Source organism: Achromobacter sp. GbtcB20, from assembly GCF_019091095.1.
Classification (GTDB): domain Bacteria; phylum Pseudomonadota; class Gammaproteobacteria; order Burkholderiales; family Burkholderiaceae_B; genus Achromobacter; species Achromobacter mucicolens.
Genome location: NZ_JAGXJZ010000005.1, coordinates 274936 through 299146 on the forward strand (window position 1 = coordinate 274936; position 24211 = coordinate 299146).

Sequence of the window (24211 nt, forward strand, 5' to 3'; positions counted from 1 at the left end):
ATTGTGATTGCACAGCCTCGGGCTACAATGGCGCCTCGCCGCCGGGAGCCGACGCTTGAGCTCGTCCCCGGCATCTGAGTAACAGGGCGCTTCCCGACGCAGCCTGTCTTGCCCGCGCCGGCCAGGTTCTCCGGCCCGCTTGCCGGCAGGACAGCACGGCAAGCTCCGCCGCCGAAACTCCCTTTCGTTGCCCATGCCCGCTCAAACCAGCAGCACCCCGGAATTCGCCCTGCGCCTGGAAGGTGTGGCGCTTGGCTACGGTGATTTCACCGTCTTGCGCGATATTTCCATGGACGTCCGGGCGGGCCAGGTGGTGGCAGTCATGGGAGGGTCGGGTTCCGGCAAGACCACGCTGCTGCGCGCGGCCACCGGCCAGATCACCGCCCAGCAGGGCCGCGTCCTGGCGTTCGGCCAGGATATCGGCGCTGCCTCCCGCTCGGAAGTGCAAGCCCTGCGCAAGCGCATGGGCGTGCTGTTCCAGCAGGGCGCGCTGTTCACCGACCTGAACGTGTTCGAGAACGTGGCCTTTCCCCTGCGCGAGCACACGCGCCTGCCCGAGGCCGAACTCACCGACCGCGTGCTCGACAAGCTGGATGCCGTTGGCCTGCGCGCCGCCGCCCACCTGAAGGTCTCGGAAATCTCGGGCGGAATGGCCCGGCGCGTGGCGCTGGCCCGCGCCGTGGTCCTGGAACCCGAACTGATCCTGTACGACGAACCCTTCGCGGGGCTGGACCCGATCTCGCTGGGCATCACCGCCCGCCTGATCCGCAGCCTTGCCGACCGCCTGGGTTGCGCCTCGGTGCTGATCACCCACGACGTGCAGGAATCCTTTGCCATTGCAGACCAGGTCTACCTGGTGGGCCGCGGCCAGCTCGCCGCCGCCGGCACGCCGCAGATGCTCGCGGCCTCGCCGGACCCCTATGTCCAGCAATTCCTGAAAGGCCAGCCGGACGGCCCGGTCGCATTCCAATATCCCGAAACTCCCGCCTTCCAGAAGTGGCTGTCGCAACAGAAAGGGCGCAAAGCATGAGCGGATCCAACAACGCCATCGCCGTGCTGGGCCAATGGGTGCGTTCCCACGTCGCCGGCATCGGCTATTTCACCCGGTTCTTTGGCGCCATGCTGGCGCGCAGCGGCATCGCGCTGTCCCGCCCGCGCCTGGTGTCGCAGCAGGTCCACTTCATCGGCAATTATTCGCTCCTGATCATTGCCGTCTCCGGCATGTTCGTGGGCTTCGTGCTGGGCCTGCAGGGCTACTACACGCTGAACCGCTACGGCTCCGAAGAGGCCCTGGGCCTGCTGGTGGCCCTGTCGCTGGTGCGCGAGCTGGGGCCGGTGGTCACCGCGCTGCTCTTTGCGGGCCGCGCCGGCACCTCGCTCACGGCCGAGATCGGCCTGATGAAAGCGGGTGAACAACTGTCGGCCATGGAAGTCATGGCCGTGGACCCGATACGCCGGGTGCTCGTGCCGCGCCTGTGGGGCGGCATCATCGCCATGCCCATCCTGGCCGCGGTGTTCTCCATGGTGGGCATCCTGGGCGGCTGGGTCGTGGGCGTGCTGCTCATCGGCGTGGACGCCGGCGCCTTCTGGTCGCAGATGCAGAACGGCGTCGATGTATGGAAAGACGTCGCCAACGGCGTCATCAAGAGCGTCGTCTTCGGCGTCACGGTGACGCTGGTGGCGCTCTACGAAGGCTGGCAGGCCAAGCCCACCCCCGAAGGCGTTGCCCGCGCCACCACGCGCACCGTGGTCGTGGGCTCGCTGGCGGTGCTGGGGCTGGACTTCCTGCTCACCGCCTTGATGTTTGGAAATTGATACGGATCGATCATGTCACGCGAAAAAACCGACTTCTGGGTAGGCCTGTTTGTATTGCTCGGCGCGATCGCGCTTGGATTCCTGGCGTTGCGCGCCGGCAACTTGAGCACCTTTTCCTTTGCCCCGACCTATACCGTGACCGCCAACTTCGATAACGTAGGCGGCCTCAAGGTGCGCGCGCCGGTCAAGAGCGCCGGCGTGGTGGTGGGCCGGGTCACGAACATTTCCTTCGACGACAAGACCTTCCAGGCCATCGTTTCGGTCGATCTGGAAACGGCATACCAGTTCCCCAAGGACTCGTCGGCCGCCATCCTGACCTCGGGCCTCCTGGGCGAGCAATACCTGGGCCTGACCGCCGGAAGCGAGGAAGATAACTTTACCGACGGCGGAAAAATCCGCTATACACAAAGCGCCGTGGTCCTGGAGCAGCTGATCAGCCAATTCCTGTACGGGTCGGCGGAAAAGCAGGGCACGACCGCCGCGCCGGAAGGCGCTCCCAAGGCGCAGGATTAAAGGCCCGGCACAAACAAGCCGTTACTACGCTGCGTCTCGCGGTCGCGATAACAAAAGAATGTTGATAGGGATACCCGGATCATGAATAAGAAAGCTATTTCCCGAATTGCCACCGTCGCAGCGGCGGGCGCGCTGATGGCCGGCTGCGCCGCACCCAAGAATCCGGATCCGCGCGACCCCTGGGAAGGCTTCAACCGCGGTGTCTACCAATTCAACGACACGGTCGACCGCGCGGTGTTCAAGCCGGTCGCGCAGGCCTACACGTTCGTGACGCCGCAGCCCGTGCGCAGTTGCATCCACAACATCTTCAGCAACGTCGGCGACCTGTGGTCCGGCACCAACAGCTTCCTGCAGGGCCGCGGCCACGACTTCGTGAACACGCTGGGCCGCTTCCTGTTCAACACGACCATGGGCGTGGGCGGCTGCTTTGACGTCGCCTCGGCCAATGGCGCGCGCAAGATCCCCAACGATTTCGGCACGACGCTCGGCGTCTGGGGCTTCAGCCAGGGTCCGTACCTGGTGCTGCCGTTCTTCGGCGCCTCCAGCGTGCGTGATGGCGTCGGCCTGGTCGGCGACCTGTACGGCACCACCTACGGCTACATGGGCGTGGACTCGATCGACAACGTCCGCCTGCGCAATTCGCTGTGGGGCCTGCGCATCGTCGATACGCGCGCCAACCTGCTCGACACGACCGACACCATCGACCGCGTGGCGCTGGACCCGTACAGCTTCGTGCGGGACGCCTTCCTGCAACGCCGCGCCGCCATGGTCCTGGGCCATCGCGTGGATGACGAAGGCTCGCTGCCCAACTACGAAGACGACGGCGACGACGCCCCCGCCGCCCCCGCGCCGGCCCCCGTGCCTGCACCGCAACCCGCGAACAAGTAAGCTGTCGGATTGCGCTTTCGGTACTGAAGGAGATTTGATGCGATTTTCCGTTCCCTCCCTGTTGCAGCGGCTGATGTTCGCGGGCCTGCTGGGCTTGTCCGCCGCCACGGCCGCGTCGGCCGCACAAGCCAAGCCGGATCCCAATGGCCCGCCCGAACAATTCGTGCTGGCTGCCGCCAACGAGGCCCTGGATGTCCTGAAGGCTGACGGCGCGGTCCGGGCCGGCAACACCGCCCGCATCAACCAGGTCGTCGACCAGCACATTCTGCCGTACGTCAACTTCCAGAAGACGACGCGCCTGGCCGCCGGCCGCTACTGGCGCCAGGCCTCCGACCAGCAGAAAACGGCGCTGGCCGAGGCTTTTCGCGGCACGCTGATCCGCACGTACAGCGGCGCGCTGACCCGCGTCACGTCCAGCACCACCATCACCGGCCTGCCGTTCCGCGGCGATCCCAAGGCCGACGACGTGGTCGTGCGCACGCTGATCAGCCAGTCCAACAGCCAGCCGGTGGGCGTGGACTACCGCCTGGAAAAGACCCCGCAGGGCTGGAAGATCTACGACATGAACGTCGAAGGCATCTGGCTGATCGAGAACTACCGCAACCAGTTCGCCCAGCAGATCAACCAGAACGGCATCGACGGTCTGATCCAGGCGCTGAACCAGCGCAACAAGTAAAGACCCGTTCAGGCTCAGCTCGGCCCGGCGCGTCCCCTCGGGGGGCCGCCGGGCCGATTGTTTTTGGGGACGCAGCAAGCGGGGCGTCCCCTTTGCCACCGGGGCCATCAGGGCTCCTGCCGCACCGCGCTTATATAATGGTCAATTCGCTCTTTCCGGGCCATCTCCCCCCGTCATGTCTGCCGTCAGCCTAGAAAACGTCTCCAAGATCTACTCGCCGCGCCAGCGCGGCTGGCAGAAACTGCTCGGGCGCGCGCCCCGGCCCGGCTTTCAGGCGCTGGACAACGTCAGCCTGAACATCGAGCACGGCGAGTTCTTCGGCCTGCTCGGTCCCAACGGCGCGGGCAAGACCACGCTCATCTCCATCCTGGCGGGCCTCGCGCACGCCACCTCGGGCCGCGCCACCGTCTGTGGTTACGACGTCGTGGCCGACTACAAGTCGGCGCGGCGGGCGCTGGGCGTCGTGCCGCAGGAATTGGTCTATGACCCGTTCTTTACCGTGCGCGAGACGCTGCGCATCCAGTCCGGATACTTCGGCCTGCGCAAGAACGACGACTGGATCGACGAGATCCTGTTCAACCTGGGCCTGGCCGACAAGGCCAATTCCAACATGCGGGCACTGTCCGGCGGCATGAAGCGCCGGGTGCTGGTGGCGCAGGCGCTGGTGCACCGCCCGCCGGTCATCGTGCTGGACGAGCCGACCGCGGGCGTGGACGTGGACCTGCGCCGCACGCTGTGGGAGTTCATTTCGCGGCTGAACAAGGCCGGCCACACCATCATGCTCACCACGCACTACCTGGAAGAGGCCGAGGCGCTCTGTAACCGCATCGCCATGCTCAAGGGCGGGCGTGTCGTGGCGCTGGACACCACCCAGGCGCTGCTTGCCCGCGTGGGCGGCGTGGACCTGGAAGACGCTTTCGTGCGCATCATGCACCAGGACGACGAGCCCGGCGCGCGCGCCCTGCAACCCGAAGAGATCTCATCATGACCCAGCCCGCCACGCCTGCCGGCCAGCCGCTGGTGCAGCCCCGCCTGGACGCCGGCTCCGGCTTTCCGACCCTGCTGCGCAAGGAATTGCTGCGCTTCTGGAAGGTCAGCTTCCAGACCATCGCCGCGCCCGTCATCACCGCGCTGCTGTACCTGCTGGTCTTCGCGCATGTGCTGGAAGGGCGCGTCACGGTGTACGGCACCGTGCCCTACACGTCGTTCCTGATCCCCGGGCTCATGATGATGAGCATGCTGCAGAACGCGTTCGCCAATCCGTCCTCGTCGCTCATCCAGAGCCGCATCACCGGCAACCTGGTGTTCATGCTGCTGCCGCCGCTGTCGCACCGGGACATCTTCGGCGCCTACGTGCTGGCCGCGATCGCGCGGGGTCTGGCGGTCGGCCTGTGCGTGTGGGCCGTGGCGCTGTTCTTCGTGCCGCTGGCGCCCGCGCATCCGCTGTGGGTGCTGGTCTTTGCAGTGATGGCGTGCGGCATCATGGGCACGCTGGGACTGGTCGCGGGCCTGTGGTCCGAAAAATTCGACCAGCTCGCGGCCTTCCAGAACTTCCTGATCATGCCGGCCACCTTCCTGTCCGGCGTGTTCTATTCCATCCATACGCTGCCGCCGTTCTGGCAAAGCGTCTCGCACTGGAACCCCATCTTCTACACCATCGACGGATTCCGCTACGGATTCTTCTCGGTGTCGGACGTCTCGCCCTGGCACAGCCTGGCGGTGGTGACGGCGGTGTTCCTTGCGCTCTCCGCTTACGCGCTGCGGCTTCTGGCCAGCGGCTACAAACTCAGGAACTGACGTCCATGCTTCCCACTCCCGCGCAAGTCCGCCAATACATCGCTGACGGCCTGCCCTGTGAACATCTCGACGTGCAGGGCGACGGGTCGCATTTCGACGCCGTCATCGTCAGCACGGCCTTCGAAGGCAAGCGCCTGATCCAGCGCCACCAGCTCGTCTACGCCGCGCTGGGCGACCGCATGAAAGCCGAGATCCACGCCCTGTCGATGCGCACCCTGACCCCCGCCGAATACCAGAAAGCGGGCGAATGATGGACAAGCTTCGCATTACCGGCGGCGCGCGGCTGCATGGCGAGATCTCGATTTCCGGCGCCAAGAACTCGGCCCTGCCGATCCTGTGCTCGGGTCTGCTGACCGCCGACACGCTGGTGCTGTCCAATGTGCCGCGCCTGAACGACACCGGCACCATGCTGCGCCTGCTGGCCCGCATGGGCGTGCGCGCCGAACGCGCCGACGACGGCATCGTCACGCTGCAGGCCGGCAACGTCGACAGCCTGGAAGCGCCGTACGACCTGGTCAAGACGATGCGCGCCTCGATCCTGGTGCTGGGCCCGCTGGTCGCGCGGTTCGGCGAGGCCCGCGTCAGCCTCCCTGGCGGCTGCACCATCGGCCAGCGGCCGGTCGACCAGCACATCAAGGGCCTTGCCGCGCTGGGTGCTGAAATCAGCATCGAGCACGGCTTCGTGGTGGCGCGCGCCAAGCGCCTGAAGGGCGCCTCCATCCGCACCGACATGGTCACGGTCACCGGCACGGAAAACCTGCTGATGGCCGCCGTGCTGGCCGAGGGCCGCACCGTGCTGGAAAACGCCGCGCGCGAGCCCGAAGTGGTGGACCTGGCGGAACTGCTCATCAAGATGGGCGCCCGCATCCAGGGCCACGGCACCGACCGCATCGTGATCGACGGCGTCGAGCGCCTGCATGGCGCCGAACACCGCGTCATCTCGGACCGCATCGAAGCCGGCACCTTCCTGTGCGCGGTGGGCGCGGCCGGCGGCGACATCCTGCTCAAGAACGCGGATGCCGACATCCTGGGCGCCACGCTGGACAAGCTGACCGAAGCGGGCCTGACCATCGAGACCGGTCCCGGCTGGATCCGCGGCGCGATGGACAAGCGCCCCAAGGCCGTGGGTTTCCGCACGCACGAATACCCGGGCTTTGCCACCGACATGCAGGCCCAGCTGATGGCGCTGAACACCGTGGCCGACGGCACGTCGGTCATCGTCGAGACCATCTTCGAGAACCGCTACATGCACGTGCAGGAACTGCGCCGCATGGGCGCCCAGATCGACATCGACGGCCACACCGCTGTCGTGCGCGGCGTGCCGCGCCTGTCCGGCGCAACGGTCATGGCGACCGACCTGCGCGCCTCGGCCAGCCTGGTCATCGCCGGCCTGGCCGCCGATGGCGATACGCTGGTCGACCGCATCTACCACCTGGATCGCGGCTACGATCAGATGGAAGTGAAACTGCGCGCCCTGGGCGCGGATATCCAACGAGTTACCGGCAAGGAACAGGCTCAATGAGCAATGCCTCCGTCACCCCCCTGACCCTGGCGCTGTCCAAGGGCCGCATCTTCGAAGAGACCATGCCGTTGCTGGCGGAAGCCGGCATCGAAGTCCCCGAGAACCCCGAAAGCTCGCGCAAGCTCATCCTGCCCACCAGCGATCCCGGCCTGCGCCTGATCATCGTGCGCGCCTCGGATGTGCCCACCTACGTGCAGTACGGCGCGGCCGACCTGGGCATCGCGGGCAAGGACGTGCTGATCGAGCACGCCAAGGAACAGCCCGGCGGCCTGTACCAGCCCATCGACCTGAACATCGCCAAGTGCCGCCTGGCCGTGGCCGTGCGCAACGGCTTTGACTACGACGCCGCGGTCCACCAGGGCGCGCGCCTGCGCGTGGCCACCAAGTACGTGCAGTCAGCCCGTGAACACTTCGCGGCCAAGGGTGTGTACGTGGACATCATCAAGCTGTATGGTTCGATGGAACTGGCGCCGCTCGTCGGCCTGGCCGATTGCATCGTCGACCTGGTGTCCACCGGCGGCACGCTGCGCGCCAACGACCTGGTCGCCGTGGAAGACGTCATGCCGATCTCGTCGCGCCTGATCGTCAACCAGGCCGCCCTGAAAACCCGCGGCGACCGCCTGCAGCCGCTGCTGGACGCCTTCGCAAGAGCGGCCTCCCGCAACGTCTGACTCCCGCCCGCCGCGCCCGGCGCGGCGGCCGATACCGTTACCTGCTTTGCTCCATGACGCCATGGCCCTGATCAATCGTCTCGACTCCCGCGATCCCGGATTCAAATCCGCCCTGTCCAAGCTGCTGGCCTTCGAGGCCACCGAGGACGAATCCATCGACCGCGCCGCCGCCAGCATCCTGGCCGACGTGCGCACCCGCGGCGACGCCGCGCTGGTGGAATACACGCAGCGGTTCGACCGCATGCCGGACGCGGCAGCGCATACGCTGGAGATCCCCAAGGCCGATTGGCATGCGGCCCTGGCCGGATTGCCGGCCGCGCAGCGCAATGCGCTGGAAGCCGCCGCCGACCGCGTGCGCGCCTACCACGAGCGCCAGCGCGCCGAGACCTGGACCTACACCGAAGCCGACGGCACGCTGCTTGGCCAGCAGGTCACGCCGCTGGACCGCGTGGGCCTGTACGTGCCCGGCGGCAAAGCCGCGTATCCGTCGTCCGTGCTGATGAACGCCATTCCGGCCAAGGTCGCGGGCGTGCAGGAATTGGTCATGGTCACCCCCACGCCGGACGGCGTGCGCAACCCCATCGTGCTGGCTGCCGCCGCCATCGGCGGTGTGGACCGCGTGTTCGCCATCGGCGGCGCGCAGGCCGTGGGTGCGCTGGCGTATGGCACCGGCACCGTGCCGGCCGTCGACAAGATCGTCGGCCCGGGCAATGCCTACGTCGCGGCCGCCAAGCGCCGCGTGTTCGGCGTGGTCGGCATCGACATGATCGCCGGCCCCAGCGAAATCCTGGTCATCTGCGACGGCAAGACGCCGGCCGACTGGATCGCGATGGACCTGTTCTCGCAGGCCGAGCACGACGAGCTCGCCCAGTCCATCCTGCTCTGTCCCGACGCCGCCTTCATCGAAGAGGTCGAAGCGGCCATCGCCCGCCTCTTGCCCACCATGCCGCGCGCCGACATCCTGCGCGTCAGCCTGGCCAACCGCGGCGCGCTGATCCTGGTGCGCGACCTGGAAGAAGCCTGCCAGATCGCCAACGACATCGCCCCCGAGCATTTGGAAATCTCCACCGAGCAGCCCGAGGTCTGGACCGCCCGCATCCGCCACGCCGGCGCCATCTTCATGGGCCGCTTCAGCTCGGAAGCCCTGGGCGACTACTGCGCCGGCCCGAACCACGTGCTGCCCACCTCGCGCACCGCGCGCTTCTCGTCGCCGCTGGGCGTGTATGACTTCCAGAAGCGTTCCAGCCTGATCCAGGTCTCGCACGCCGGCGCCCAGACGCTGGGACGCATCGCCGCCGAACTGGCGCTGGGCGAGGGCTTGCAGGCGCATGCCGCAAGCGCCCAGTACCGGGTCGACAAGGCATGAGCGCGGGACCGGCGGGCGTCGCCGGCCGCATCAAAGACACCATCCGCGCCGACATCCGCGAGCTGGCGGCGTACCCCGTTGCCCATGCCGAAGGCTGCATCAAGCTGGACGCCATGGAATGCCCGTACGAGTTGCCCGAAGCCGTGCGCGATGACATCGCGCGCGCCGTCCGCGACACGCCGCTGAACCGCTATCCGTCCGCGGATCTCTCCGCGCTGCAAGCCGCCGTCAAGACGGCCTTCGGCGTGCCCGATGGCGCGGACGTGCTGTTTGGCAACGGCTCGGACGAGCTCATCCACCTGATGGTCCAGGCGTGCTGCAATCCGGGCGACGTGGTGCTGTCGCCCTGGCCGTCGTTCGTGTACTTCGACATGGCCGCGCGTTTTGACCACGCGCGTTTCGTGGGCGTGCCGCTGACCGATGACCTGACCCTGGACCTGCCGGCCATGCTGGCGGCCATCGGCCAGCATCAGCCTAAGCTGGTGTTCCTGGCCACGCCCAACAATCCCACGGGCGGTCTCTGGTCGCGCGAGGACGTGGACGCCATTATCCAGGCCGCGCCAGGGCTCGTGGTGATCGACGAGGCCTACCAGCCGTTCGCGGACTACACCTGGATGCCGCGCGTGCTGGAGGCGCCCAACGTGGTCGTCATGCGCACCGTGTCCAAGATCGGCCTGGCGGGGCTGCGCTTTGGCTACCTGGCCGGCGATCCGGCCTGGATCGCCGAGCTGAACAAGGTGCGCCCGCCCTACAACCTGAACGTGCTGACGCAGGCCACGCTGCAGGCCGTGCTGCGGCACAAGGCCGTGCTGGACGAACAGGCGGCCCGGCTGCGCGCCGACCGCGAACCGCTGGCCGCGGCGCTGGCGCAATTGCCCGGCGTCAGGGTATTCCCTTCCGCGGCCAATTTCATTCTGGCCCGCTTTTCCGGCAAGCTCGACGGCAACGCCGTGCATCTTGCCCTGAAAACGCGCAAAATATTGATTCGCAACTTCTCCAATGCCCACCCGCTGCTGGCCAACTGCCTGCGCATCTCGGTGGGCGCCCCGGCCGAGAACGCCGCCTTGCTATCCGCCCTGCAAGAGATCTTGAGTGCTTAACATGCGTACCGCAGAAATCACCCGCAACACCAACGAAACCCGCATCCGCGTGGCCATCAACCTGGATGGCACCGGCAAGCAGACGATCGACACGGGCGTGCCCTTCCTGGATCACATGCTGGACCAGATCGCGCGTCACGGCCTGATCGACCTGGACATCAAGGCCGAAGGCGACCTGCACATCGACGCGCATCACACGGTGGAAGACGTGGGCATCACGCTGGGCATGGCCATCGCCAAGGCCGCGGGCACCAAGGCCGGCCTGCGCCGCTACGGTCACGCTTACGTGCCGCTGGACGAAGCGCTGTCGCGCGTGGTGGTGGACTTCTCCGGCCGTCCCGGCCTGGAATATCACATCCCGTTCACGCGCTCGCACATCGGCAGCTTCGATGTGGACCTCACGCGCGAATTCTTCCAGGGCCTGGTCAATCACGCGCTGATCACGATGCACATCGACAACCTGCGCGGCTTCAACTCGCACCATCAGGCGGAAACCGTGTTCAAGGCCTGTGGCCGCGCGCTGCGCATGGCGCTGGAAGTCGACCCGCGCATGGGCGACGTCGTGCCGTCCACCAAGGGCGTGCTGTAAGGTACGCAACCCAGGCAAGCCATCCCCTTCGCACCGCACCAGGCAGACAGAAGTGACCACTATCGCCATCGTCGACTACGGAATGGGCAATTTCCATTCCGTCGCACGCGCCCTGAAATACGCCGCGCCTGACGCCGACATCCGCATCTGCAACCAACCCCAGGAAATCGCCGCCGCCGACCGCGTGGTGTTTCCGGGCCAGGGCGCGATGGCGGACTGCATGCGCACCCTGAACGAATCCGGACTGCGCGACGCCGTCGTGCGCGCCGCCCGCGAAAAGCCCCTGCTGGGCGTCTGCGTGGGCGAACAGATGCTGTTCGACGCCAGCGAAGAAGGCGCCACCACCTGCCTGGGCCTGTTCCCGGGCGTCGTGCGCCGCTTTTCCGGCCCCGGCTTTGCCGACCTGATCCCCGCCGACGACGAAGCCTGCCTGGCCGACACGGGCGCGGCAGGTCTGGCGGACACCCGCCCCGAGCGCCTGAAGGTGCCGCACATGGGCTGGAACAAGGTCCGCCACACCCGGTCTCACCCGATCTGGGAAGGCATTCCGGACGACTCGCACTTCTACTTCGTCCATAGTTATTACGCCGATCCGGCCGATCCGGGCCTGACGGTTGGTGAAACCGATTATGGCGTCACCTTTACCTGCGCGGTGGCGGCAGCTAACATTTTCGCGGTGCAGTTCCACCCCGAAAAGAGCGCCGAGCACGGTTTGCGCCTGTATCGCAATTTTGTAGACTGGCAGCCGTAGGCCCCGAGCCCCGTGCGCCAGCCCGTTCAACCCCATTTTTTTTCTCGCTGCCAACCATGCTGCTGATCCCCGCCATCGATCTCAAAGACGGGCGTTGCGTGCGCCTGCGCCAGGGTGACCTGGACGATGCAACGGTGTTCTCCGAAGACCCCGCCGCCATGGCCACCCGCTGGCTTGACCAGGGCGCCCGCCGCCTGCATCTGGTCGACCTGAACGGCGCCGTTGCCGGCAAGCCCAAGAACGAAGCGCCCATCAAGGCGATCCTGGACGCCGTCGGCGACGACATTCCCGTCCAGATCGGCGGGGGCATCCGTGACCTGGACACCATCGAGCGCTACCTCGACGCCGGCATCTCCTACGTCATCATCGGTACGGCCGCCGTCAAGAATCCGGGCTTCCTGCAGGACGCCTGCGGCGCTTTCCCCGGCCAGATCATCGTCGGCCTGGACGCCCGCGACGGCAAGATCGCCACCGATGGCTGGAGCAAGCTGACCCGCCACGACGTGCTGGATCTGGCCAAGAAATTCGAAGACTACGGCTGCGAAGCCATCATCTACACCGACATCGGCCGTGACGGCATGCTGTCGGGCGTCAACGTCGAAGCCACCGTACGCCTGGCCCAGCACGTGCGCATTCCCGTGTACGCCTCGGGCGGCATCGCCGGCATCCAGGACATCGAGGCGCTGTGCGCCGTCGAGGAAGAGGGTGTCGAAGGCGCCATCCTGGGCCGCAGCATCTACGAAGGCACGCTCGACTTCCAGGCCGCGCAGGCGCGCGCCGACGAATTGGCAAAATGACCACATCCAGCAGCACCCCCGGGGCCGGCGCGACCATGCACAACGCGCTGACCCGCCGCATCATTCCCTGCCTTGACGTCACGGCCGGCCGCGTCGTCAAGGGCGTGAACTTCGTCAACCTGCTCGACGCGGGCGACCCCGTCGAGATCGCCCGCCGCTACAACGAGCAGGGCGCCGACGAACTCACGTTCCTGGACATCACCGCCACCAGCGACGGCCGCGACCTGATCCTGCCCATCATCGAGCAGGTGGCCTCGCAGGTCTTCATTCCGCTGACGGTGGGCGGCGGCGTGCGCCAGGTGTCCGACATCCAGCGTCTGCTGAACGCCGGCGCCGACAAGATCAGCATCAACAGCGCCGCGGTAGCCAATCCCGACCTGGTTCGCGCCGCGTCGGACTACCACGGCTCGCAATGCGTGGTCGTGGCCATCGACGCCCGCCGCGTCTCCGCGGCCGGCGAACCGGCGCGCTGGGAAGTCTTCACGCACGGCGGCCGCAAGGCCACCGGCCTGGACGCCGTGGCGTGGGCGCGCCGCATGGCCGCTTATGGCGCGGGCGAAATCCTGCTCACCAGCATGGACCGCGATGGCACCAAGTCCGGCTTCGACCTGGAACTGACCCGCACCGTCTCGGACGCGGTACCGGTGCCCGTCATCGCCTCCGGCGGCGTCGGCAACCTGCAGCATCTGGCCGACGGCGTCACCACCGGCCGCGCCAGCGCGGTGCTGGCCGCCAGCATCTTCCATTTTGGCCAGCATACCGTCGGCGAGTGCAAGCGCTTCATGGCCGAACAGGGCATCGCCGTACGATTGGACTGAACATGAGCAACGAACCTGCCTGGATGGCCGACGTCGTCTTCGACGAAAACGGCCTGATCCCCGCCATCGCCCAAGACGCCGAAAACGGCCAGATCATGATGGTCGCCTGGATGAACCGCGAATCGCTGGCCGAAACGGCCGCCACCGGCCGCGCGGTCTATTGGTCGCGCTCGCGCAAGCGTCTGTGGCGCAAGGGCGAAGAATCCGGCCATGTCCAGGAAGTGCATGAACTGCGCCTGGATTGCGACGGCGACGTGGTCCTGCTGAAGGTCCACCAGCAAGGCGGCATCGCCTGCCACACCGGCCGCGCCAGCTGCTTTTTCCGCCGCCTGGAAGGCCAGACCGACCATGCGTCGTGGGTCACGGTGGATCCGGTGCTCAAAGACCCGGAACTCATCTACAAATGACCGATCAGACCCTGACCGCCGCCGACATCCTGGCGCGCATCGCAGACACGCTGGAAACGCGCCGCCCGCAAAATGGCGGCGATCCCCAGGCTTCCTACACGGCCAAGCTGCTGGCCAAGGGCCCCGACGCCTTTTTGAAGAAGATCGGGGAAGAAGCCACGGAACTGGTCATGGCCGCCAAGGATGGCGTGCCCGACCGCATCGTCAGCGAAACCGCCGATTTGTGGTTCCACTGCCTGGTGGCGCTGACGCATTTCAACCTGCGGCCTGAAGACGTGCTGGCCGAGCTGGCACGCCGCGAGGGCCTGTCGGGCCTGGTGGAAAAGGCAAGCCGCCCGAAGGACTGACCACGGAAACCAAACCCATGAGCGACAACTGCCTTTTCTGCAAGATCGCCGCCGGCGACATCCCGTCCAAGAAGGTCTACGAGGACGAGGACTTTGTTGCATTTCACGATATCAATCCGGCCGCGCCGGTCCATTTACTGCTGATTCCTCGACGTCATGTCACATCCATGCAGGATATTACGGGCGAGGACGCAGATTGGTTGGGTAGAATGATGTCGTTGGCGCCGCGGCTTGCCGCCGAAAACGGTTGCCGTCCGGGCCCCGATGGCGGATTTCGCATCATGATCAACTCTGGCGTCGAAGGCGGCCAGGAAGTCCCGCATCTGCATTTCCACATCATCGGCGGCTCGCGTCCCTGGAAAGGGCGCGTGGCCCCTACTGCGTAATTCGGAGAATCATCATGGGTAGTTTCAGCATTTGGCATTGGTTGGTCGTCCTGGTCATCGTCGCGCTGATTTTCGGCACCAAGAAGCTGCGCAACATCGGCGGCGATCTGGGCGGCGCGGTCAAGGGTTTCAAGGACGGCATGAAGGAAGCCAACAGCGACAAGCCCGCCGAACCGGTCACGCAGCAGCGCGTTGCCGGCGACACCATCGACGTGCAGGCCAAGGAAAAGTCCAACTCCTGAGCGTCAGCCAGTCTCCCTCCGGGCCAGCCCTGAACGGGCCGGCCCTTATTGCTTCAATTCCCGAGCGGCCGTCGAATGTTTGATGTCAGCCTCACTGAACTGATGGTGATCGGCGTCGTCGCCCTGATCGTCATCGGCCCCGAACGCCTGCCCAAGGTTGCCCGCACCGTCGGTCACCTGCTGGGGCGCGCGCAGCGTTACGTCAATGACGTCAAGTCCGATATCCAGCGCGAAATCGAACTCGACGAACTTCGCAAGTTCAAGACTGAAATGGAAGACGCGGCCCAGGGCGTGCAGCAATCGCTGAACGAGACCGGCGCCTCGCTGCAGGAACCCGTGCAGCAGTTCCGCGCCGAATTGGACGAAGTCGCCCGCGAAGCCAGCGGCAAGGCCGCTCCCGCCTCGCCGGCCACGGCGACTGCCACGCAGGTGCCCGCCGCGGACACGCCCGCCGAACCCGCTCGCACGATCGCCCCGCCCAGCCAGAACCACAATCTGGATCTGGACCTGCCTGCCGCCGAGCCCGCCCCCGTGCCCAACGCCGACCCGCGCCCGGCCGCCCCCCAACAACAACCCGCCCCGGCGCCCAGCGCGACCGCGGCTGACGTCGCCGCGCCTGCCGCCAAGCCCGTCTCGCCTTCCGGAACTTCGTCGTGACCCAGGACGCAACCCAAGAAGAAGGCCAGCAAGAGACCTTCATCTCCCATCTGGTCGAGCTGCGCACCCGTCTGCTGCGCGCTGTCGGCGCCGTGGTGGCGGTGTTCATCGTGCTCTTCATCTATCCCGGCGCGTCGGCCATCTACGACGTGCTGGCCGCGCCCATGCTGGCCTCGCTGCCCGAAGGCACCCGCATGATCGCGACCGGCGTCATCACGCCGTTCATGGTGCCCGTCAAGGTCACGATGATGGCCGCGTTCATCCTGGCGCTGCCGGTGGTGCTGTATCAGGCCTGGGCCTTCGTGGCCCCCGGGCTGTACCGGCACGAAAAGCGCCTGGCGCTGCCGCTCATCGTTTCCAGCACGTTTCTCTTCATCGCGGGCATGGCGTTCTGCTATTTCGTGGTGTTTCGCACGGTGTTCCACTTCATCGCCACGTTCGCGCCGCAGTCCATCACGCCGGCGCCGGACATCGAGGCCTATCTCAGCTTCGTCATGACGATGTTCCTGGCGTTCGGCATCACGTTCGAAGTGCCGGTGGCGGTCGTGCTGCTGGTCAAAATGGGCGTGGTCGAACTCTCCAAGTTGAAGGCCGCGCGCGGCTACGTGGTGGTGGGCGCCTTCATCATCGCCGCCGTGGTCACCCCGCCCGACGTGGTCAGCCAGTTCATGCTGGCGGTGCCGCTTTGCCTGCTCTACGAGGTCGGACTGATCTGCGCCCGCATGGTCACACCCAAGGAAAGCGCGTCAGAGGACGACGCGGCGTCGGACTCCCTGACCGAACGCCACTGACCCCGGGCGCATAGCCACCAAGACGGTCCGCATAAAAGCGGACCGTTTTACCTTGTCGGCCTCTGACCGCAGTCCTACATTGCAGTCATGTCGCTTTCTCAAAGACTGCGCACCCTCATGCGGTGGCGCGGCATCCATAGCCAGAACCAGCTTGCGCGCCTGTCGGGCGTGCCGCAGTCCTGCATTCATCGCATCCTTACCCGCGAAGACCGCTATTCGCCCGCCCGCAATACGCTCGTGCGCCTGGCGCACGCCCTGGGCACCAGCGTGCCGTGGCTGACAGATGGCGTGGTGCCCGCCGCCGCGCCCGGGGCCAACCCCGCGCCCCGGCTGCCAGACGCCGCGGCCAATGGCGTCGATGGCTACTGCGCCGAAATCTGCGCGCGGCTTGCGCCGCAACCCGACAGCACCAAGCGGCTGATCCTGGCCCTGGTGCGCGAACTGTCTGACAAGCCCGGCACCGGCATCAGCCCCGGCGCCGCCCGTGCGGCGGCGCGTAAATGCGCCTAGCGCGGCTTGCCCGGTCGTGTACCCACCACCACCGCCAGCTCCGCGGGCTTGCCGCCGCGCAATATGCCCAGCGCGGCCCGCTGGCCGGGCGGCAACTGCGCAATCTCCGATAGCAGGCCGGTCGTGTCCGCCACCCGCTTGCCATTGACCGACTGCACGATGTCGCCCACGCGCAAGCCGCCGCGCGCGCCCGGGCCATCGCGCATGACGCCGGCGACGATCACCCCCGTCGTGTCGCGCGGCAACGCAAAGGCCCGCGCCAGTTCCGGCGTCACGTCCTGCGGCTCCACGCCCAGCCAGCCGCGCTTGACCGAACCGGTCTTGACGATATCGTCCATCACCTTGCGCGCAATCTCGATCGGCGTTGCAAACCCGATGCCCATCGACCCGCCAGATTCCGAATAGATGGCGGTATTGATGCCCACCAGGTTGCCGTAGGCGTCCACCAGCGCGCCGCCCGAGTTGCCGGGGTTGATCGCCGCGTCGGTCTGGATGAAGTTCTCGTATGTATTCAGGCCCAGGCCATTGCGGCCCAGCGCCGACACGATGCCCTGCGTCGTCGTCTGACCCACGCCAAACGGGTTGCCGATCGCCAGCACCACGTCGCCCACCCGCAGGCCTTTGTCGGACGCCAGCGTCGCGGCGGGCAGCTCGCGCAGGCTGGACAACTTGAGCACTGCCAGGTCCGTGTCCGGATCCGCGCCCACGACCTTGGCCGTGTCGCGCCGCCCGTCGCGCAGCGCCACCTCGATGGCGTCCGCGGCCTGCACCACGTGATAGTTGGTCAACACGTAGCCGTCCGCGTTCACGATCACGCCCGAGCCCAGGCTGGTCGAGGCCTCCCGGCGGCTCGCGCCCGGCATCTGGCCAAAGAGCTGGCGCAGCACCGGGTCATCGGGCAGGGGGATCAGCGGCACGTTCACGTGCTTGGTCGTGAAAACGTTCACCACCGAAGGCGCCGCCTTTGCCACGCCGTCCGCGTACGACACCGCGCCCACGTCGCCAGCGGGCGCGCGCGCGGACGCCGCGGTGGCCGGCAGGACCGCGCCGGGCCCGTTCACCCGCAGCAGGTCGGGCCGCAACGTCGTCACCACGAATAGAATACCCAGGCAGACCGTGACGGCCTGAGCAAAGATCAGCCAATATCGGCGCATGTTTCTGATAGGACTAGCAATGAATAAAGTGGACTCCCGCGTCCTGGCCAGCTGGCTGGACGACACCCTGCAGGCGGCCCGTTTCAAGGACTACTGTCCCAACGGGATGCAGGTGGAAGGCCGATCCGAGGTCGGACACATTATCACCGGTGTGACGGCCAGCGAAGCATTGCTGCGCGCCGCCGTCGAACGCGGCGCGGATGCGGTGCTGGTGCACCACGGCTGGATGTGGCGCAACGAAGACCGCCGCGTCATCGGCACCCGTCGCACCCGCATGGCCCTGACGCTGAAGAACGACCTGAATCTGTACGCCTACCATCTGCCGCTGGATGCGCACCCCACGCTGGGCAACAACGCGCAGCTGGCGCGTGTGCTGGGCCTGTCCCCTGCGCGGCGCGACGATGGTGCGCCCCTGACCTGCGGCCAGGACGGGCTGATCTGGCTGGGCGAGGCCAGCGGCCTGACGACCCTGGGCCAGTTGGGCGAGCGCGTGGCGCAACGCCTGGGCCGCCCGCCGCTCGTCGTGGGCGATCCGGACCAGCCGCTGGCGACCATCGCCTGGTGCACAGGCGGCGCCCAGGGCATGATGGGCGACGCCGTGGATGCGGGCGCAAGCGTCTACATCACCGGCGAAGTCTCGGAATCCACGGTGCACCTGGCGCGTGAAACCGGGGTCGGCTTCATCGCGGCCGGCCACCACGCCACCGAGCGTTACGGCGTGCAGGCGCTGGGGCAGGCCGTGGCCGAGCGCTTCGGCGTCAAGGTCGAATTCGTGGATATCGACAATCCTGCCTGACCCCACCGCCCCTTCAAATCAAAAAAGCGTCCGTTCAAGGACGCTTTTTCATTTACGGGCGCTTGAGCAGGTCGCGAATCTCGCGCAGCAGGGCCACGTCTTCCGGCGTCTTGGCCGGCGCCGGCGCTTCCTCCTGCTTGTTGCGGGCCTTGTAGATGGCCTTGACCATCCAGAAGATCACGAACGCCAGCAGAACGAAATTGATGACGATGGTGAGGAAGTTGCCCCACGCGAAGACGATGGCGCCCGCCTTGGTCAGGTCCGCGTAGTTCATCGGCCCGGCATACCCATCGGGCATGGACAGTACCAGGAACTTATTCGAGAAATCGACCGATCCGCCCAGGATGAAATTGACGAGCGGCATGATGATGTCCCGCACCAGCGAGTCGACGATCCTGCCGAAGGCCGCGCCGATAATGACACCGACGGCCAGATCGACCGCGTTGCCCTTGACCGCGAAATCTCGAAACTCTTTGACGAAACCAGTCGATTTGCTCATAAATCCGCTCCATTCGTGATACGCCTGGGGTAGGCTGGCCTATAATACGCGGTTGCTATGTTGTTACATATTCCCGCGAACCCGATGCCGCAGAAGTGATGCTACTCGTTGAGCGGGCGCATCAACAAGGATAGGAAGATGAGTCAGGATACGCTGGTGCATGACGATGACGGTGCGGTTGATCCCAACCTGCCACCTGATCCTTCGCGACGTTTCTGGGTTACCACCGCCTGTGCTGTGGGTGGCGTAGCAGGTGTCGCAACGGCAGTGCCGCTTGTGAGCACGTTTTCTCCCTCTGAAAAAGCCCGTGCGGCCGGGGCGCCCGTTGAGGTGGATGTCGGCGACATTCCCGTCGGCGCCATGAAAACGGTCGAATGGCGCGGCAAACCGGTGTGGATCATCCACCGCTCGCCCGAGCAGCTCGCCGGTCTGAAAGGGCTGGACTCCCAGCTCGCCGATCCGCAATCCAAGCGGCCCGGCTTCACTCCTCCCTATGCCGAAAACGAAGCCCGCTCGCGCAAGCCCGAGCTCTTCGTCTGCGTCGGCATCTGCACGCACCTGGGCTGCTCGCCCACCGCGCACTTCGAAACGGGTGGCGGCGGCGGTCTGGGCGCGGATTGGCAAGGCGGATTCCTCTGTCCCTGCCACGGCTCCACGTTCGACCTGGCTGGCCGGGTCTTCAAGAACAAGCCTGCCCCCGATAATCTCGAAGTTCCGCCGTACCAGTACCTCAGCGACACCCGCATCATCGTGGGCGTCGATGAAGACAACAAGGCCTGACGCTCGCGTCGCGCTTTTTTCCCGATCTACGTAAGTAAAACAATACGCCACGTATTAGAGAAGGAGCCGTTACATGGCTGGCGAGAAAACCGTCGAGACGACAGGCCTGTTGGGCTGGCTGGACCGGCGCTTCCCGGTGACCTCCACCTGGAAAGCCCATCTGTCCGAGTATTACGCACCCAAGAATTTCAACTTCTGGTATTTCTTTGGCTCGCTGGCGCTTCTGGTGCTGGTGCTGCAGATCGTGACCGGCATCTTCCTGGTCATGCACTACAAGCCGGACGCCGAGCGCGCGTTCCAGTCCGTCGAATACATCATGCGCGAGGTCCCCTGGGGCTGGCTGGTGCGCTACATGCACTCGACCGGCGCCTCGATGTTCTTCGTCGTGGTTTACCTGCACATGCTGCGCGGCCTGCTTTACGGTTCCTACCGCAAGCCCCGCGAACTGGTGTGGATCTTCGGCGTCGCGATCTTCCTCTGTCTGATGGCCGAAGCGTTCTTCGGCTACCTGCTGCCCTGGGGCCAGATGTCGTACTGGGGCGCCCAGGTGATCGTGAACCTGTTCGCGGCCATCCCGTTCATCGGCCCTGAACTGTCCATCTGGATCCGCGGCGACTACGTCGTGTCCGACGCCACGCTGAACCGCTTCTTCGCCTTCCACGTCATCGCCATTCCGCTGGTGCTGATCGGCCTGGTTGCCGCGCACCTGGTGGCGCTGCACGAAGTCGGCTCCAACAACCCGGACGGCGTCGAGATCAAGCAGGGCCCGAAGGACAAGTACGGTCGCCCGAAAGACGGCATCCCGTTCCATCCGTTCTACTCGGTGCATGACCTGGTGGGCGTGGCGGGTTTCCTGCTGGTCTTCGCAGCCATCGTGTTCTTCGCCCCGGAAATGGGCGGGTACTTCCTCGAGTTCAACAACTTCATTCCCGCTGACTCGCTGAAGACGCCTCCGCACATTGCGCCGGTCTGGTACTTCACGCCGTTCTACTCGATGCTCCGTGCCACCACCGATGAATTCACGTGGGTGCTGGCGGGCGCGTCGGTGCTGGGCGCCATCGTGCTCTTTGCCAAGAGCAACCTGAAGGGCTTCATGCGCATCGCCGTCCCCGGCATCCTGATCGTCGTCGCCGTGCTGCTGCGCGTCATCGACGCCAAGTTCTGGGGTGTGGTGGCCATGGGCGGCACAGTCGTCATCCTGTTCTTCCTGCCCTGGCTGGATCATTCGCCGGTCAAGTCCATCCGCTACCGCCCCACGTGGCACAAGTGGATCTACGGCATCTTCATGGTCAACTTCCTGGTGCTTGGCTACATCGGTACGCAGCCGCCCAGTCCGCCGTTGAACCTGACGTCGCAGATCGGCACGCTGCTGTACCTGGCCTTCTTCTTCCTGATGCCGGTATGGAGCCGCCTGGGCACCTTCAAGCAAGTGCCCGACCGCGTCACGTTCCACGCCCACTGAGCCAACGAGAATAACGGACTAACCATGATCAAGAAGCTGATTGGTGCCGTGGCCTTGATGCTCACGTGTACCGCTACCTTTGCCGCCGGAGGCGGCTATCCGCTGGACAAGGCGCCTTACCGCGTCAACGACATGGCGTCGCTGCAAAACGGCGCCAAGCTGTTCGTCAACTACTGCCTGAACTGTCATAGCGCATCCTCGATGCGCTACAACAAGCTCCGGGACATCGGCCTGACCGACGAACAGATCAAGACAAGCCTGCTGTTCACCGGCGAAAAGATTGGCGACATGATGCACGTCGCCATGACGCCGAAGGACGCCAAGGCCTGGTTTGGCACGACGCCCCCGGACTTGTCCGTGATCGCCCGCGCCAAATCCGTGAACGCCGGGCCCTCGGGATCCGACTATCTGTACACCTACCTGCGCACGTTCTACCGCGACACGTCGCGCGCCACGGGCTGGAACAACCTGGTCTTCCCGTCGGTCGGCATGCCGCATGCCCTCTGGCAGGAACAGGGTCCGCGCGAGCTGACCACGGTCGCTGTCCACGAGGTCGAAGGCAAGGACGGCGCCCCCAAATCCTGGGAACGCGTCACAACGGTGTACGATGCACAGGGTTTTGCCACGGTGAAGGCCGAGCCGTTAGCCAATCACCATGGCCATGCCACCTTCGATGCCAAATTCAAGGCCGCCAACCCGGCCCAAACCGCAACATACGACAACGACGTCGCTGATCTGACCGCATTCATGTCCTGGATGGCCGAGCCCGTCCAGACACTGCGTGTCCGCATCGGCGTCGGCGTCATGTTGTTCCTGCTCCTGTTCTTCTTTGTTACGTGGCGCCTGAATGCCTCGTACTGGAAACACGTGCGCTAACCGTAACGCCCCGCCAGGTTCCCCAGCCACCCCGTCTATCGGGGACGGAAGAGGCGGATAGGCCCGTACGCCTATCCTGCCTGGCAATTGGGGCCAGCGCCTGCTAGATTTAGGCGCTGGCCTTTCGTTTTTCAATAAAGGACTTACCGCCATGATGGTGCTCTATTCCGGAACCACGTGTCCGTTTTCGCAACGCTGCCGCTTCGTGTTGTTCGAAAAGGGTATGGATTTCGAGATCCGCGACATCGACCTGTACAACAAGCCCGAAGACATCTCGGTGATGAACCCGTACGGTCAAGTGCCCATTCTGGTCGAACGCGACCTGGTTCTGTACGAGTCGAACATCATCAACGAGTACATCGACGAGCGCTTCCCGCACCCGCAGCTCATGCCCGCCGACCCGGTCATGCGCGCCCGCACGCGTCTGTTCCTCTACAACTTCGAGAAGGAACTCTTCGTTCACGTCTCGACGCTGGAAGACCGCAGCGCCAAGCCCGACGAAAAGAAGCTCGCCAACGCTCGCCAGAACATCCGCGATCGCCTGGCCCAGCTGGCCCCGATGCTGCTCAAGAACAAGTACATGCTGGGCGAGGAATTCTCCATGCTCGACGTGGCCGTCGCACCGCTGCTCTGGCGCCTGGACCACTACGGCATCGAACTGCCCAAGAATGCGGCTCCGCTGCAAAAGTACGCCGAACGCATCTTCTCGCGCCCGGCCTACATCGAAGCGCTGACGCCTTCGGAAAAAGTGATGCGTCGCTAAGGCTGGTTGTGTAATGGGTGAAACTTCGACCAAACCGTATCTGATCCGCGCACTGCACGAATGGTGCACCGATAACGGCTACACGCCGTACATCACCGTGCAGGTCGACGAGCACACCATGGTGCCCGTCGCCCACGTGCGCGACGGCCAGATCACGCTGAACGTAGGCACGCTGGCCACCAACCGTCTGGTGCTGGGCAACGAATTCATTGAATTCCAGGCCCGCTTCAGCGGCGTGACCGAAAACGTCTACGTTCCCGTGGGCGCCGTCAGCGCCATCTATGCGCGCGAAACCGGCGCCGGCATGGGCTTCGAGGTCCAGCCCTACGAGCCGCCCGAAGCCGGCGCCCAGGGCGCCTCGCCGGCCCCCGCCGCTCCGGAAGGCTCTGACGCCAATCCCGCCCCTGGCGACGACGACGGCGACGACGACGAACCCAAGCGCCCGCGCCTGACCATCGTCAAATAACGACCCCACGAGAGGGGCTGCATTTTTTTCATTACAATGCAGTCCCTGCGCGTGCCCCGGCACGCATCGCCGGTGTAGCTCAGTTGGTAGAGCAGCTCACTTGTAATGAGAAGGTCGAGGGTTCGATTCCTTTCACCGGCACCAGAACATCTAGTATTCATGCGGGTTCCCATCGCATTGGGCGTGAAATTGGCGTAATAGGCTAGGCATACACCACTCAAGCATGAATCGAGGCTCCCCCTCCGGGGACCATCTATATGCAGGGGCTGCACCCTTCTCGCCAAGGGAGGGGTAGCAGAAATGCCGTGGGACCGTGGGAAACCGTGGGACCCAAAAGCGCCCCTATAGGAATCAAGCACTTACGGAAAAATTGATCACTTTTTGATCCACGGTTTCGACAAAAAAACCGTGGCAAACCGTGGTCGTTTTTTCACAACACTTTTCCAAACCGTGGGATCGCTTCTTTTCTTCCCCGCCTGTCTTTATCTCTTTTATCTCTTTGTTTTTAAAAAGAAAAAAGATTAAGAAGCCAGGAAGGAAAAAGGAAGGTCCCACAAAAAGTATTACAGACCGTGGGACTTTTGGAGGAAACCGTGTAGCTTTTTGGAGGGCATGAATTGAACATTGCTCCCAGACATCAAGGACTTACGCGAAAAAGTCGGATGTAACCACGGTGAAAAACGCGTGCATGCCTCTCCGGTGGCTCGTTTTGCCGGGTTGACGCCCGATTTTTTGCTTGACGTTCGGCCCGCCTGCTGATCTAGGCCATCAC

31 protein-coding genes and 1 tRNA gene are annotated in these 24211 nt (G+C 65.2%); 30 read left to right on the plus strand and 2 right to left on the minus strand.

What is annotated here, in order from left to right:
• Window positions 1–193 precede the first annotated feature (193 nt).
• From KVT32_RS10310 to KVT32_RS10420, 23 genes are all read left to right on the plus strand, one after another.
• A complete protein-coding gene (locus tag KVT32_RS10310) occupies window positions 194–1030 on the plus strand; it encodes an ABC transporter ATP-binding protein (RefSeq protein ID WP_056320366.1) in 837 nt (278 codons plus the stop codon).
• On the plus strand, window positions 1027–1815 hold the full coding sequence (mlaE, locus tag KVT32_RS10315) for a lipid asymmetry maintenance ABC transporter permease subunit MlaE (protein ID WP_056320369.1): 789 nt from the start codon (window positions 1027–1029) through the stop codon (window positions 1813–1815). Before KVT32_RS10310 ends, mlaE begins: the two co-directional genes overlap by 4 nt.
• A 12-nt stretch (window positions 1816–1827) precedes the next feature.
• Window positions 1828–2328: an outer membrane lipid asymmetry maintenance protein MlaD gene (gene mlaD, locus KVT32_RS10320; protein ID WP_056320371.1), complete on the plus strand. Its 501-nt coding sequence runs from the start codon at window positions 1828–1830 to the stop codon at window positions 2326–2328.
• Between the two features lie 81 nt (window positions 2329–2409).
• Window positions 2410–3216: a VacJ family lipoprotein gene (locus KVT32_RS10325; RefSeq protein ID WP_056320374.1), complete on the plus strand. Its 807-nt coding sequence runs from the start codon at window positions 2410–2412 to the stop codon at window positions 3214–3216.
• Between the two features lie 37 nt (window positions 3217–3253).
• Window positions 3254–3892 carry a phospholipid-binding protein MlaC gene (locus KVT32_RS10330; protein WP_056320376.1) on the plus strand — a complete coding sequence of 213 codons (639 nt, stop codon included), beginning with the start codon at window positions 3254–3256 and terminating at the stop codon, window positions 3890–3892.
• Window positions 3893–4067: 175 nt separating this feature from the next.
• A complete protein-coding gene (locus KVT32_RS10335; RefSeq protein ID WP_056320378.1) occupies window positions 4068–4880 on the plus strand; it encodes an ABC transporter ATP-binding protein in 813 nt (270 codons plus the stop codon).
• A complete protein-coding gene (locus KVT32_RS10340) occupies window positions 4877–5689 on the plus strand; it encodes an ABC transporter permease (protein ID WP_056320380.1) in 813 nt (270 codons plus the stop codon). Before KVT32_RS10335 ends, KVT32_RS10340 begins: the two co-directional genes overlap by 4 nt.
• A 5-nt stretch (window positions 5690–5694) precedes the next feature.
• Window positions 5695–5940: a BolA family protein gene (locus tag KVT32_RS10345; RefSeq protein ID WP_056320382.1), complete on the plus strand. Its 246-nt coding sequence runs from the start codon at window positions 5695–5697 to the stop codon at window positions 5938–5940.
• Complete coding sequence (murA, locus tag KVT32_RS10350; protein WP_217618151.1) at window positions 5940–7211, plus strand: UDP-N-acetylglucosamine 1-carboxyvinyltransferase; 1272 nt, start codon at window positions 5940–5942, stop codon at window positions 7209–7211. Before KVT32_RS10345 ends, murA begins: the two co-directional genes overlap by 1 nt.
• On the plus strand, window positions 7208–7882 hold the full coding sequence (gene hisG, locus KVT32_RS10355) for an ATP phosphoribosyltransferase (protein ID WP_056320385.1): 675 nt from the start codon (window positions 7208–7210) through the stop codon (window positions 7880–7882). The genes murA and hisG overlap by 4 nt, the downstream gene beginning before the upstream one ends.
• A 61-nt stretch (window positions 7883–7943) precedes the next feature.
• Window positions 7944–9248 carry a histidinol dehydrogenase gene (hisD, locus tag KVT32_RS10360; protein ID WP_175156358.1) on the plus strand — a complete coding sequence of 435 codons (1305 nt, stop codon included), beginning with the start codon at window positions 7944–7946 and terminating at the stop codon, window positions 9246–9248.
• Window positions 9245–10348, plus strand: a complete 1104-nt coding sequence (gene hisC, locus KVT32_RS10365) for a histidinol-phosphate transaminase (RefSeq protein ID WP_152383140.1) — start codon at window positions 9245–9247, stop codon at window positions 10346–10348. Before hisD ends, hisC begins: the two co-directional genes overlap by 4 nt.
• Before the next feature lies 1 nt (window position 10349).
• Entirely contained in the window at window positions 10350–10937 is a 588-nt protein-coding gene (gene hisB / locus KVT32_RS10370; protein WP_008160445.1) for an imidazoleglycerol-phosphate dehydratase HisB, read from the plus strand.
• 52 nt (window positions 10938–10989) lie between these two features.
• Entirely contained in the window at window positions 10990–11688 is a 699-nt protein-coding gene (hisH, locus tag KVT32_RS10375) for an imidazole glycerol phosphate synthase subunit HisH (protein WP_062840181.1), read from the plus strand.
• Between the two features lie 56 nt (window positions 11689–11744).
• Entirely contained in the window at window positions 11745–12485 is a 741-nt protein-coding gene (hisA, locus tag KVT32_RS10380; RefSeq protein ID WP_006224535.1) for a 1-(5-phosphoribosyl)-5-[(5-phosphoribosylamino)methylideneamino]imidazole-4-carboxamide isomerase, read from the plus strand.
• Window positions 12482–13303 carry an imidazole glycerol phosphate synthase subunit HisF gene (gene hisF / locus KVT32_RS10385; RefSeq protein WP_056320396.1) on the plus strand — a complete coding sequence of 274 codons (822 nt, stop codon included), beginning with the start codon at window positions 12482–12484 and terminating at the stop codon, window positions 13301–13303. The genes hisA and hisF overlap by 4 nt, the downstream gene beginning before the upstream one ends.
• Before the next feature lie 2 nt (window positions 13304–13305).
• Entirely contained in the window at window positions 13306–13710 is a 405-nt protein-coding gene (gene hisI / locus KVT32_RS10390) for a phosphoribosyl-AMP cyclohydrolase (protein WP_056320398.1), read from the plus strand.
• A complete protein-coding gene (locus KVT32_RS10395) occupies window positions 13707–14057 on the plus strand; it encodes a phosphoribosyl-ATP diphosphatase (RefSeq protein ID WP_062840179.1) in 351 nt (116 codons plus the stop codon). The genes hisI and KVT32_RS10395 overlap by 4 nt, the downstream gene beginning before the upstream one ends.
• Window positions 14058–14074: 17 nt before the next feature.
• Complete coding sequence (locus KVT32_RS10400; protein WP_056320402.1) at window positions 14075–14443, plus strand: histidine triad nucleotide-binding protein; 369 nt, start codon at window positions 14075–14077, stop codon at window positions 14441–14443.
• A 14-nt stretch (window positions 14444–14457) separates the two neighbouring features.
• The gene (gene tatA / locus KVT32_RS10405) at window positions 14458–14685 is read left to right on the plus strand and encodes a Sec-independent protein translocase subunit TatA (protein ID WP_056320404.1); all 228 of its coding nucleotides are present in this window, start codon (window positions 14458–14460) and stop codon (window positions 14683–14685) included.
• A 75-nt stretch (window positions 14686–14760) separates the two neighbouring features.
• Window positions 14761–15342, plus strand: a complete 582-nt coding sequence (gene tatB / locus KVT32_RS10410; protein WP_217618145.1) for a Sec-independent protein translocase protein TatB — start codon at window positions 14761–14763, stop codon at window positions 15340–15342.
• Entirely contained in the window at window positions 15339–16133 is a 795-nt protein-coding gene (gene tatC / locus KVT32_RS10415) for a twin-arginine translocase subunit TatC (RefSeq protein WP_056320409.1), read from the plus strand. The genes tatB and tatC overlap by 4 nt, the downstream gene beginning before the upstream one ends.
• Window positions 16134–16220: 87 nt before the next feature.
• Window positions 16221–16643, plus strand: a complete 423-nt coding sequence (locus KVT32_RS10420; RefSeq protein WP_152383138.1) for a helix-turn-helix domain-containing protein — start codon at window positions 16221–16223, stop codon at window positions 16641–16643.
• Here KVT32_RS10420 and KVT32_RS10425 read toward each other — a convergent pair.
• Complete coding sequence (locus KVT32_RS10425) at window positions 16640–17797, minus strand: trypsin-like peptidase domain-containing protein (protein ID WP_217618146.1); 1158 nt, start codon at window positions 17795–17797, stop codon at window positions 16640–16642. The genes KVT32_RS10420 and KVT32_RS10425 overlap by 4 nt on opposite strands.
• Window positions 17798–17816: 19 nt before the next feature.
• Here KVT32_RS10425 and KVT32_RS10430 point away from each other — a divergent pair, with 19 nt between their 5' ends.
• A complete protein-coding gene (locus KVT32_RS10430) occupies window positions 17817–18593 on the plus strand; it encodes a Nif3-like dinuclear metal center hexameric protein (RefSeq protein WP_152383136.1) in 777 nt (258 codons plus the stop codon).
• Window positions 18594–18645: 52 nt separating this feature from the next.
• Here the strand turns inward: KVT32_RS10430 and mscL are convergent, their stop codons facing one another.
• Complete coding sequence (gene mscL / locus KVT32_RS10435) at window positions 18646–19092, minus strand: large conductance mechanosensitive channel protein MscL (protein ID WP_152383135.1); 447 nt, start codon at window positions 19090–19092, stop codon at window positions 18646–18648.
• Between the two features lie 138 nt (window positions 19093–19230).
• On the opposite strand from mscL, the gene petA reads away from it, so the two are divergent.
• The 6 genes from petA to KVT32_RS10465 all read left to right on the plus strand — a co-directional run bounded on the left by petA (window position 19231) and on the right by KVT32_RS10465 (window position 23583).
• Entirely contained in the window at window positions 19231–19872 is a 642-nt protein-coding gene (petA, locus tag KVT32_RS10440) for a ubiquinol-cytochrome c reductase iron-sulfur subunit (RefSeq protein WP_062840173.1), read from the plus strand.
• A 73-nt stretch (window positions 19873–19945) separates the two neighbouring features.
• The gene (locus KVT32_RS10445; RefSeq protein WP_056320424.1) at window positions 19946–21334 is read left to right on the plus strand and encodes a cytochrome bc complex cytochrome b subunit; all 1389 of its coding nucleotides are present in this window, start codon (window positions 19946–19948) and stop codon (window positions 21332–21334) included.
• A 24-nt stretch (window positions 21335–21358) separates the two neighbouring features.
• Window positions 21359–22210, plus strand: coding sequence for a cytochrome c1 (locus KVT32_RS10450; RefSeq protein ID WP_056320427.1), 852 nt, complete (start codon window positions 21359–21361; stop codon window positions 22208–22210).
• Window positions 22211–22361: 151 nt separating this feature from the next.
• On the plus strand, window positions 22362–22973 hold the full coding sequence (locus tag KVT32_RS10455; RefSeq protein WP_006388039.1) for a glutathione S-transferase N-terminal domain-containing protein: 612 nt from the start codon (window positions 22362–22364) through the stop codon (window positions 22971–22973).
• 13 nt (window positions 22974–22986) lie between these two features.
• Window positions 22987–23439 carry a ClpXP protease specificity-enhancing factor gene (locus KVT32_RS10460; RefSeq protein WP_062840171.1) on the plus strand — a complete coding sequence of 151 codons (453 nt, stop codon included), beginning with the start codon at window positions 22987–22989 and terminating at the stop codon, window positions 23437–23439.
• 68 nt (window positions 23440–23507) lie between these two features.
• A tRNA-Thr gene (locus KVT32_RS10465) sits at window positions 23508–23583 on the plus strand.
• The last annotated feature ends 628 nt before the right edge of the window (window positions 23584–24211 follow it).

What these genes read in the sequence shown, in the direction of transcription:
- mlaE (WP_056320369.1), top strand. Translation starts at nt 1,027, where the DNA reads ATGAGCGGATCCAACAACGCCATCGCCGTGCTGGGCCAATGGGTGCGT.
- mlaD (WP_056320371.1), top strand. Translation starts at nt 1,828, where the DNA reads ATGTCACGCGAAAAAACCGACTTCTGGGTAGGCCTGTTTGTATTGCTC.
- KVT32_RS10310 (WP_056320366.1), top strand. Translation starts at nt 194, where the DNA reads ATGCCCGCTCAAACCAGCAGCACCCCGGAATTCGCCCTGCGCCTGGAA.
- petA (WP_062840173.1), top strand. Translation starts at nt 19,231, where the DNA reads ATGAGTCAGGATACGCTGGTGCATGACGATGACGGTGCGGTTGATCCC.
- hisG (WP_056320385.1), top strand. Translation starts at nt 7,208, where the DNA reads ATGAGCAATGCCTCCGTCACCCCCCTGACCCTGGCGCTGTCCAAGGGC.
- KVT32_RS10460 (WP_062840171.1), top strand. Translation starts at nt 22,987, where the DNA reads ATGGGTGAAACTTCGACCAAACCGTATCTGATCCGCGCACTGCACGAA.
- KVT32_RS10430 (WP_152383136.1), top strand. Translation starts at nt 17,817, where the DNA reads ATGAATAAAGTGGACTCCCGCGTCCTGGCCAGCTGGCTGGACGACACC.
- KVT32_RS10335 (WP_056320378.1), top strand. Translation starts at nt 4,068, where the DNA reads ATGTCTGCCGTCAGCCTAGAAAACGTCTCCAAGATCTACTCGCCGCGC.
- KVT32_RS10345 (WP_056320382.1), top strand. Translation starts at nt 5,695, where the DNA reads ATGCTTCCCACTCCCGCGCAAGTCCGCCAATACATCGCTGACGGCCTG.
- KVT32_RS10330 (WP_056320376.1), top strand. Translation starts at nt 3,254, where the DNA reads ATGCGATTTTCCGTTCCCTCCCTGTTGCAGCGGCTGATGTTCGCGGGC.
- KVT32_RS10450 (WP_056320427.1), top strand. Translation starts at nt 21,359, where the DNA reads ATGATCAAGAAGCTGATTGGTGCCGTGGCCTTGATGCTCACGTGTACC.
- KVT32_RS10420 (WP_152383138.1), top strand. Translation starts at nt 16,221, where the DNA reads ATGTCGCTTTCTCAAAGACTGCGCACCCTCATGCGGTGGCGCGGCATC.
- KVT32_RS10325 (WP_056320374.1), top strand. Translation starts at nt 2,410, where the DNA reads ATGAATAAGAAAGCTATTTCCCGAATTGCCACCGTCGCAGCGGCGGGC.
- murA (WP_217618151.1), top strand. Translation starts at nt 5,940, where the DNA reads ATGGACAAGCTTCGCATTACCGGCGGCGCGCGGCTGCATGGCGAGATC.
- KVT32_RS10395 (WP_062840179.1), top strand. Translation starts at nt 13,707, where the DNA reads ATGACCGATCAGACCCTGACCGCCGCCGACATCCTGGCGCGCATCGCA.
- mscL (WP_152383135.1), bottom strand. Translation starts at nt 19,092, where the DNA reads ATGAGCAAATCGACTGGTTTCGTCAAAGAGTTTCGAGATTTCGCGGTC.
- KVT32_RS10425 (WP_217618146.1), bottom strand. Translation starts at nt 17,797, where the DNA reads ATGCGCCGATATTGGCTGATCTTTGCTCAGGCCGTCACGGTCTGCCTG.
- KVT32_RS10445 (WP_056320424.1), top strand. Translation starts at nt 19,946, where the DNA reads ATGGCTGGCGAGAAAACCGTCGAGACGACAGGCCTGTTGGGCTGGCTG.
- hisF (WP_056320396.1), top strand. Translation starts at nt 12,482, where the DNA reads ATGACCACATCCAGCAGCACCCCCGGGGCCGGCGCGACCATGCACAAC.
- hisB (WP_008160445.1), top strand. Translation starts at nt 10,350, where the DNA reads ATGCGTACCGCAGAAATCACCCGCAACACCAACGAAACCCGCATCCGC.
- hisA (WP_006224535.1), top strand. Translation starts at nt 11,745, where the DNA reads ATGCTGCTGATCCCCGCCATCGATCTCAAAGACGGGCGTTGCGTGCGC.
- hisD (WP_175156358.1), top strand. Translation starts at nt 7,944, where the DNA reads ATGGCCCTGATCAATCGTCTCGACTCCCGCGATCCCGGATTCAAATCC.
- KVT32_RS10455 (WP_006388039.1), top strand. Translation starts at nt 22,362, where the DNA reads ATGATGGTGCTCTATTCCGGAACCACGTGTCCGTTTTCGCAACGCTGC.
- KVT32_RS10400 (WP_056320402.1), top strand. Translation starts at nt 14,075, where the DNA reads ATGAGCGACAACTGCCTTTTCTGCAAGATCGCCGCCGGCGACATCCCG.
- tatA (WP_056320404.1), top strand. Translation starts at nt 14,458, where the DNA reads ATGGGTAGTTTCAGCATTTGGCATTGGTTGGTCGTCCTGGTCATCGTC.
- KVT32_RS10340 (WP_056320380.1), top strand. Translation starts at nt 4,877, where the DNA reads ATGACCCAGCCCGCCACGCCTGCCGGCCAGCCGCTGGTGCAGCCCCGC.
- hisI (WP_056320398.1), top strand. Translation starts at nt 13,306, where the DNA reads ATGAGCAACGAACCTGCCTGGATGGCCGACGTCGTCTTCGACGAAAAC.
- tatB (WP_217618145.1), top strand. Translation starts at nt 14,761, where the DNA reads ATGTTTGATGTCAGCCTCACTGAACTGATGGTGATCGGCGTCGTCGCC.
- hisC (WP_152383140.1), top strand. Translation starts at nt 9,245, where the DNA reads ATGAGCGCGGGACCGGCGGGCGTCGCCGGCCGCATCAAAGACACCATC.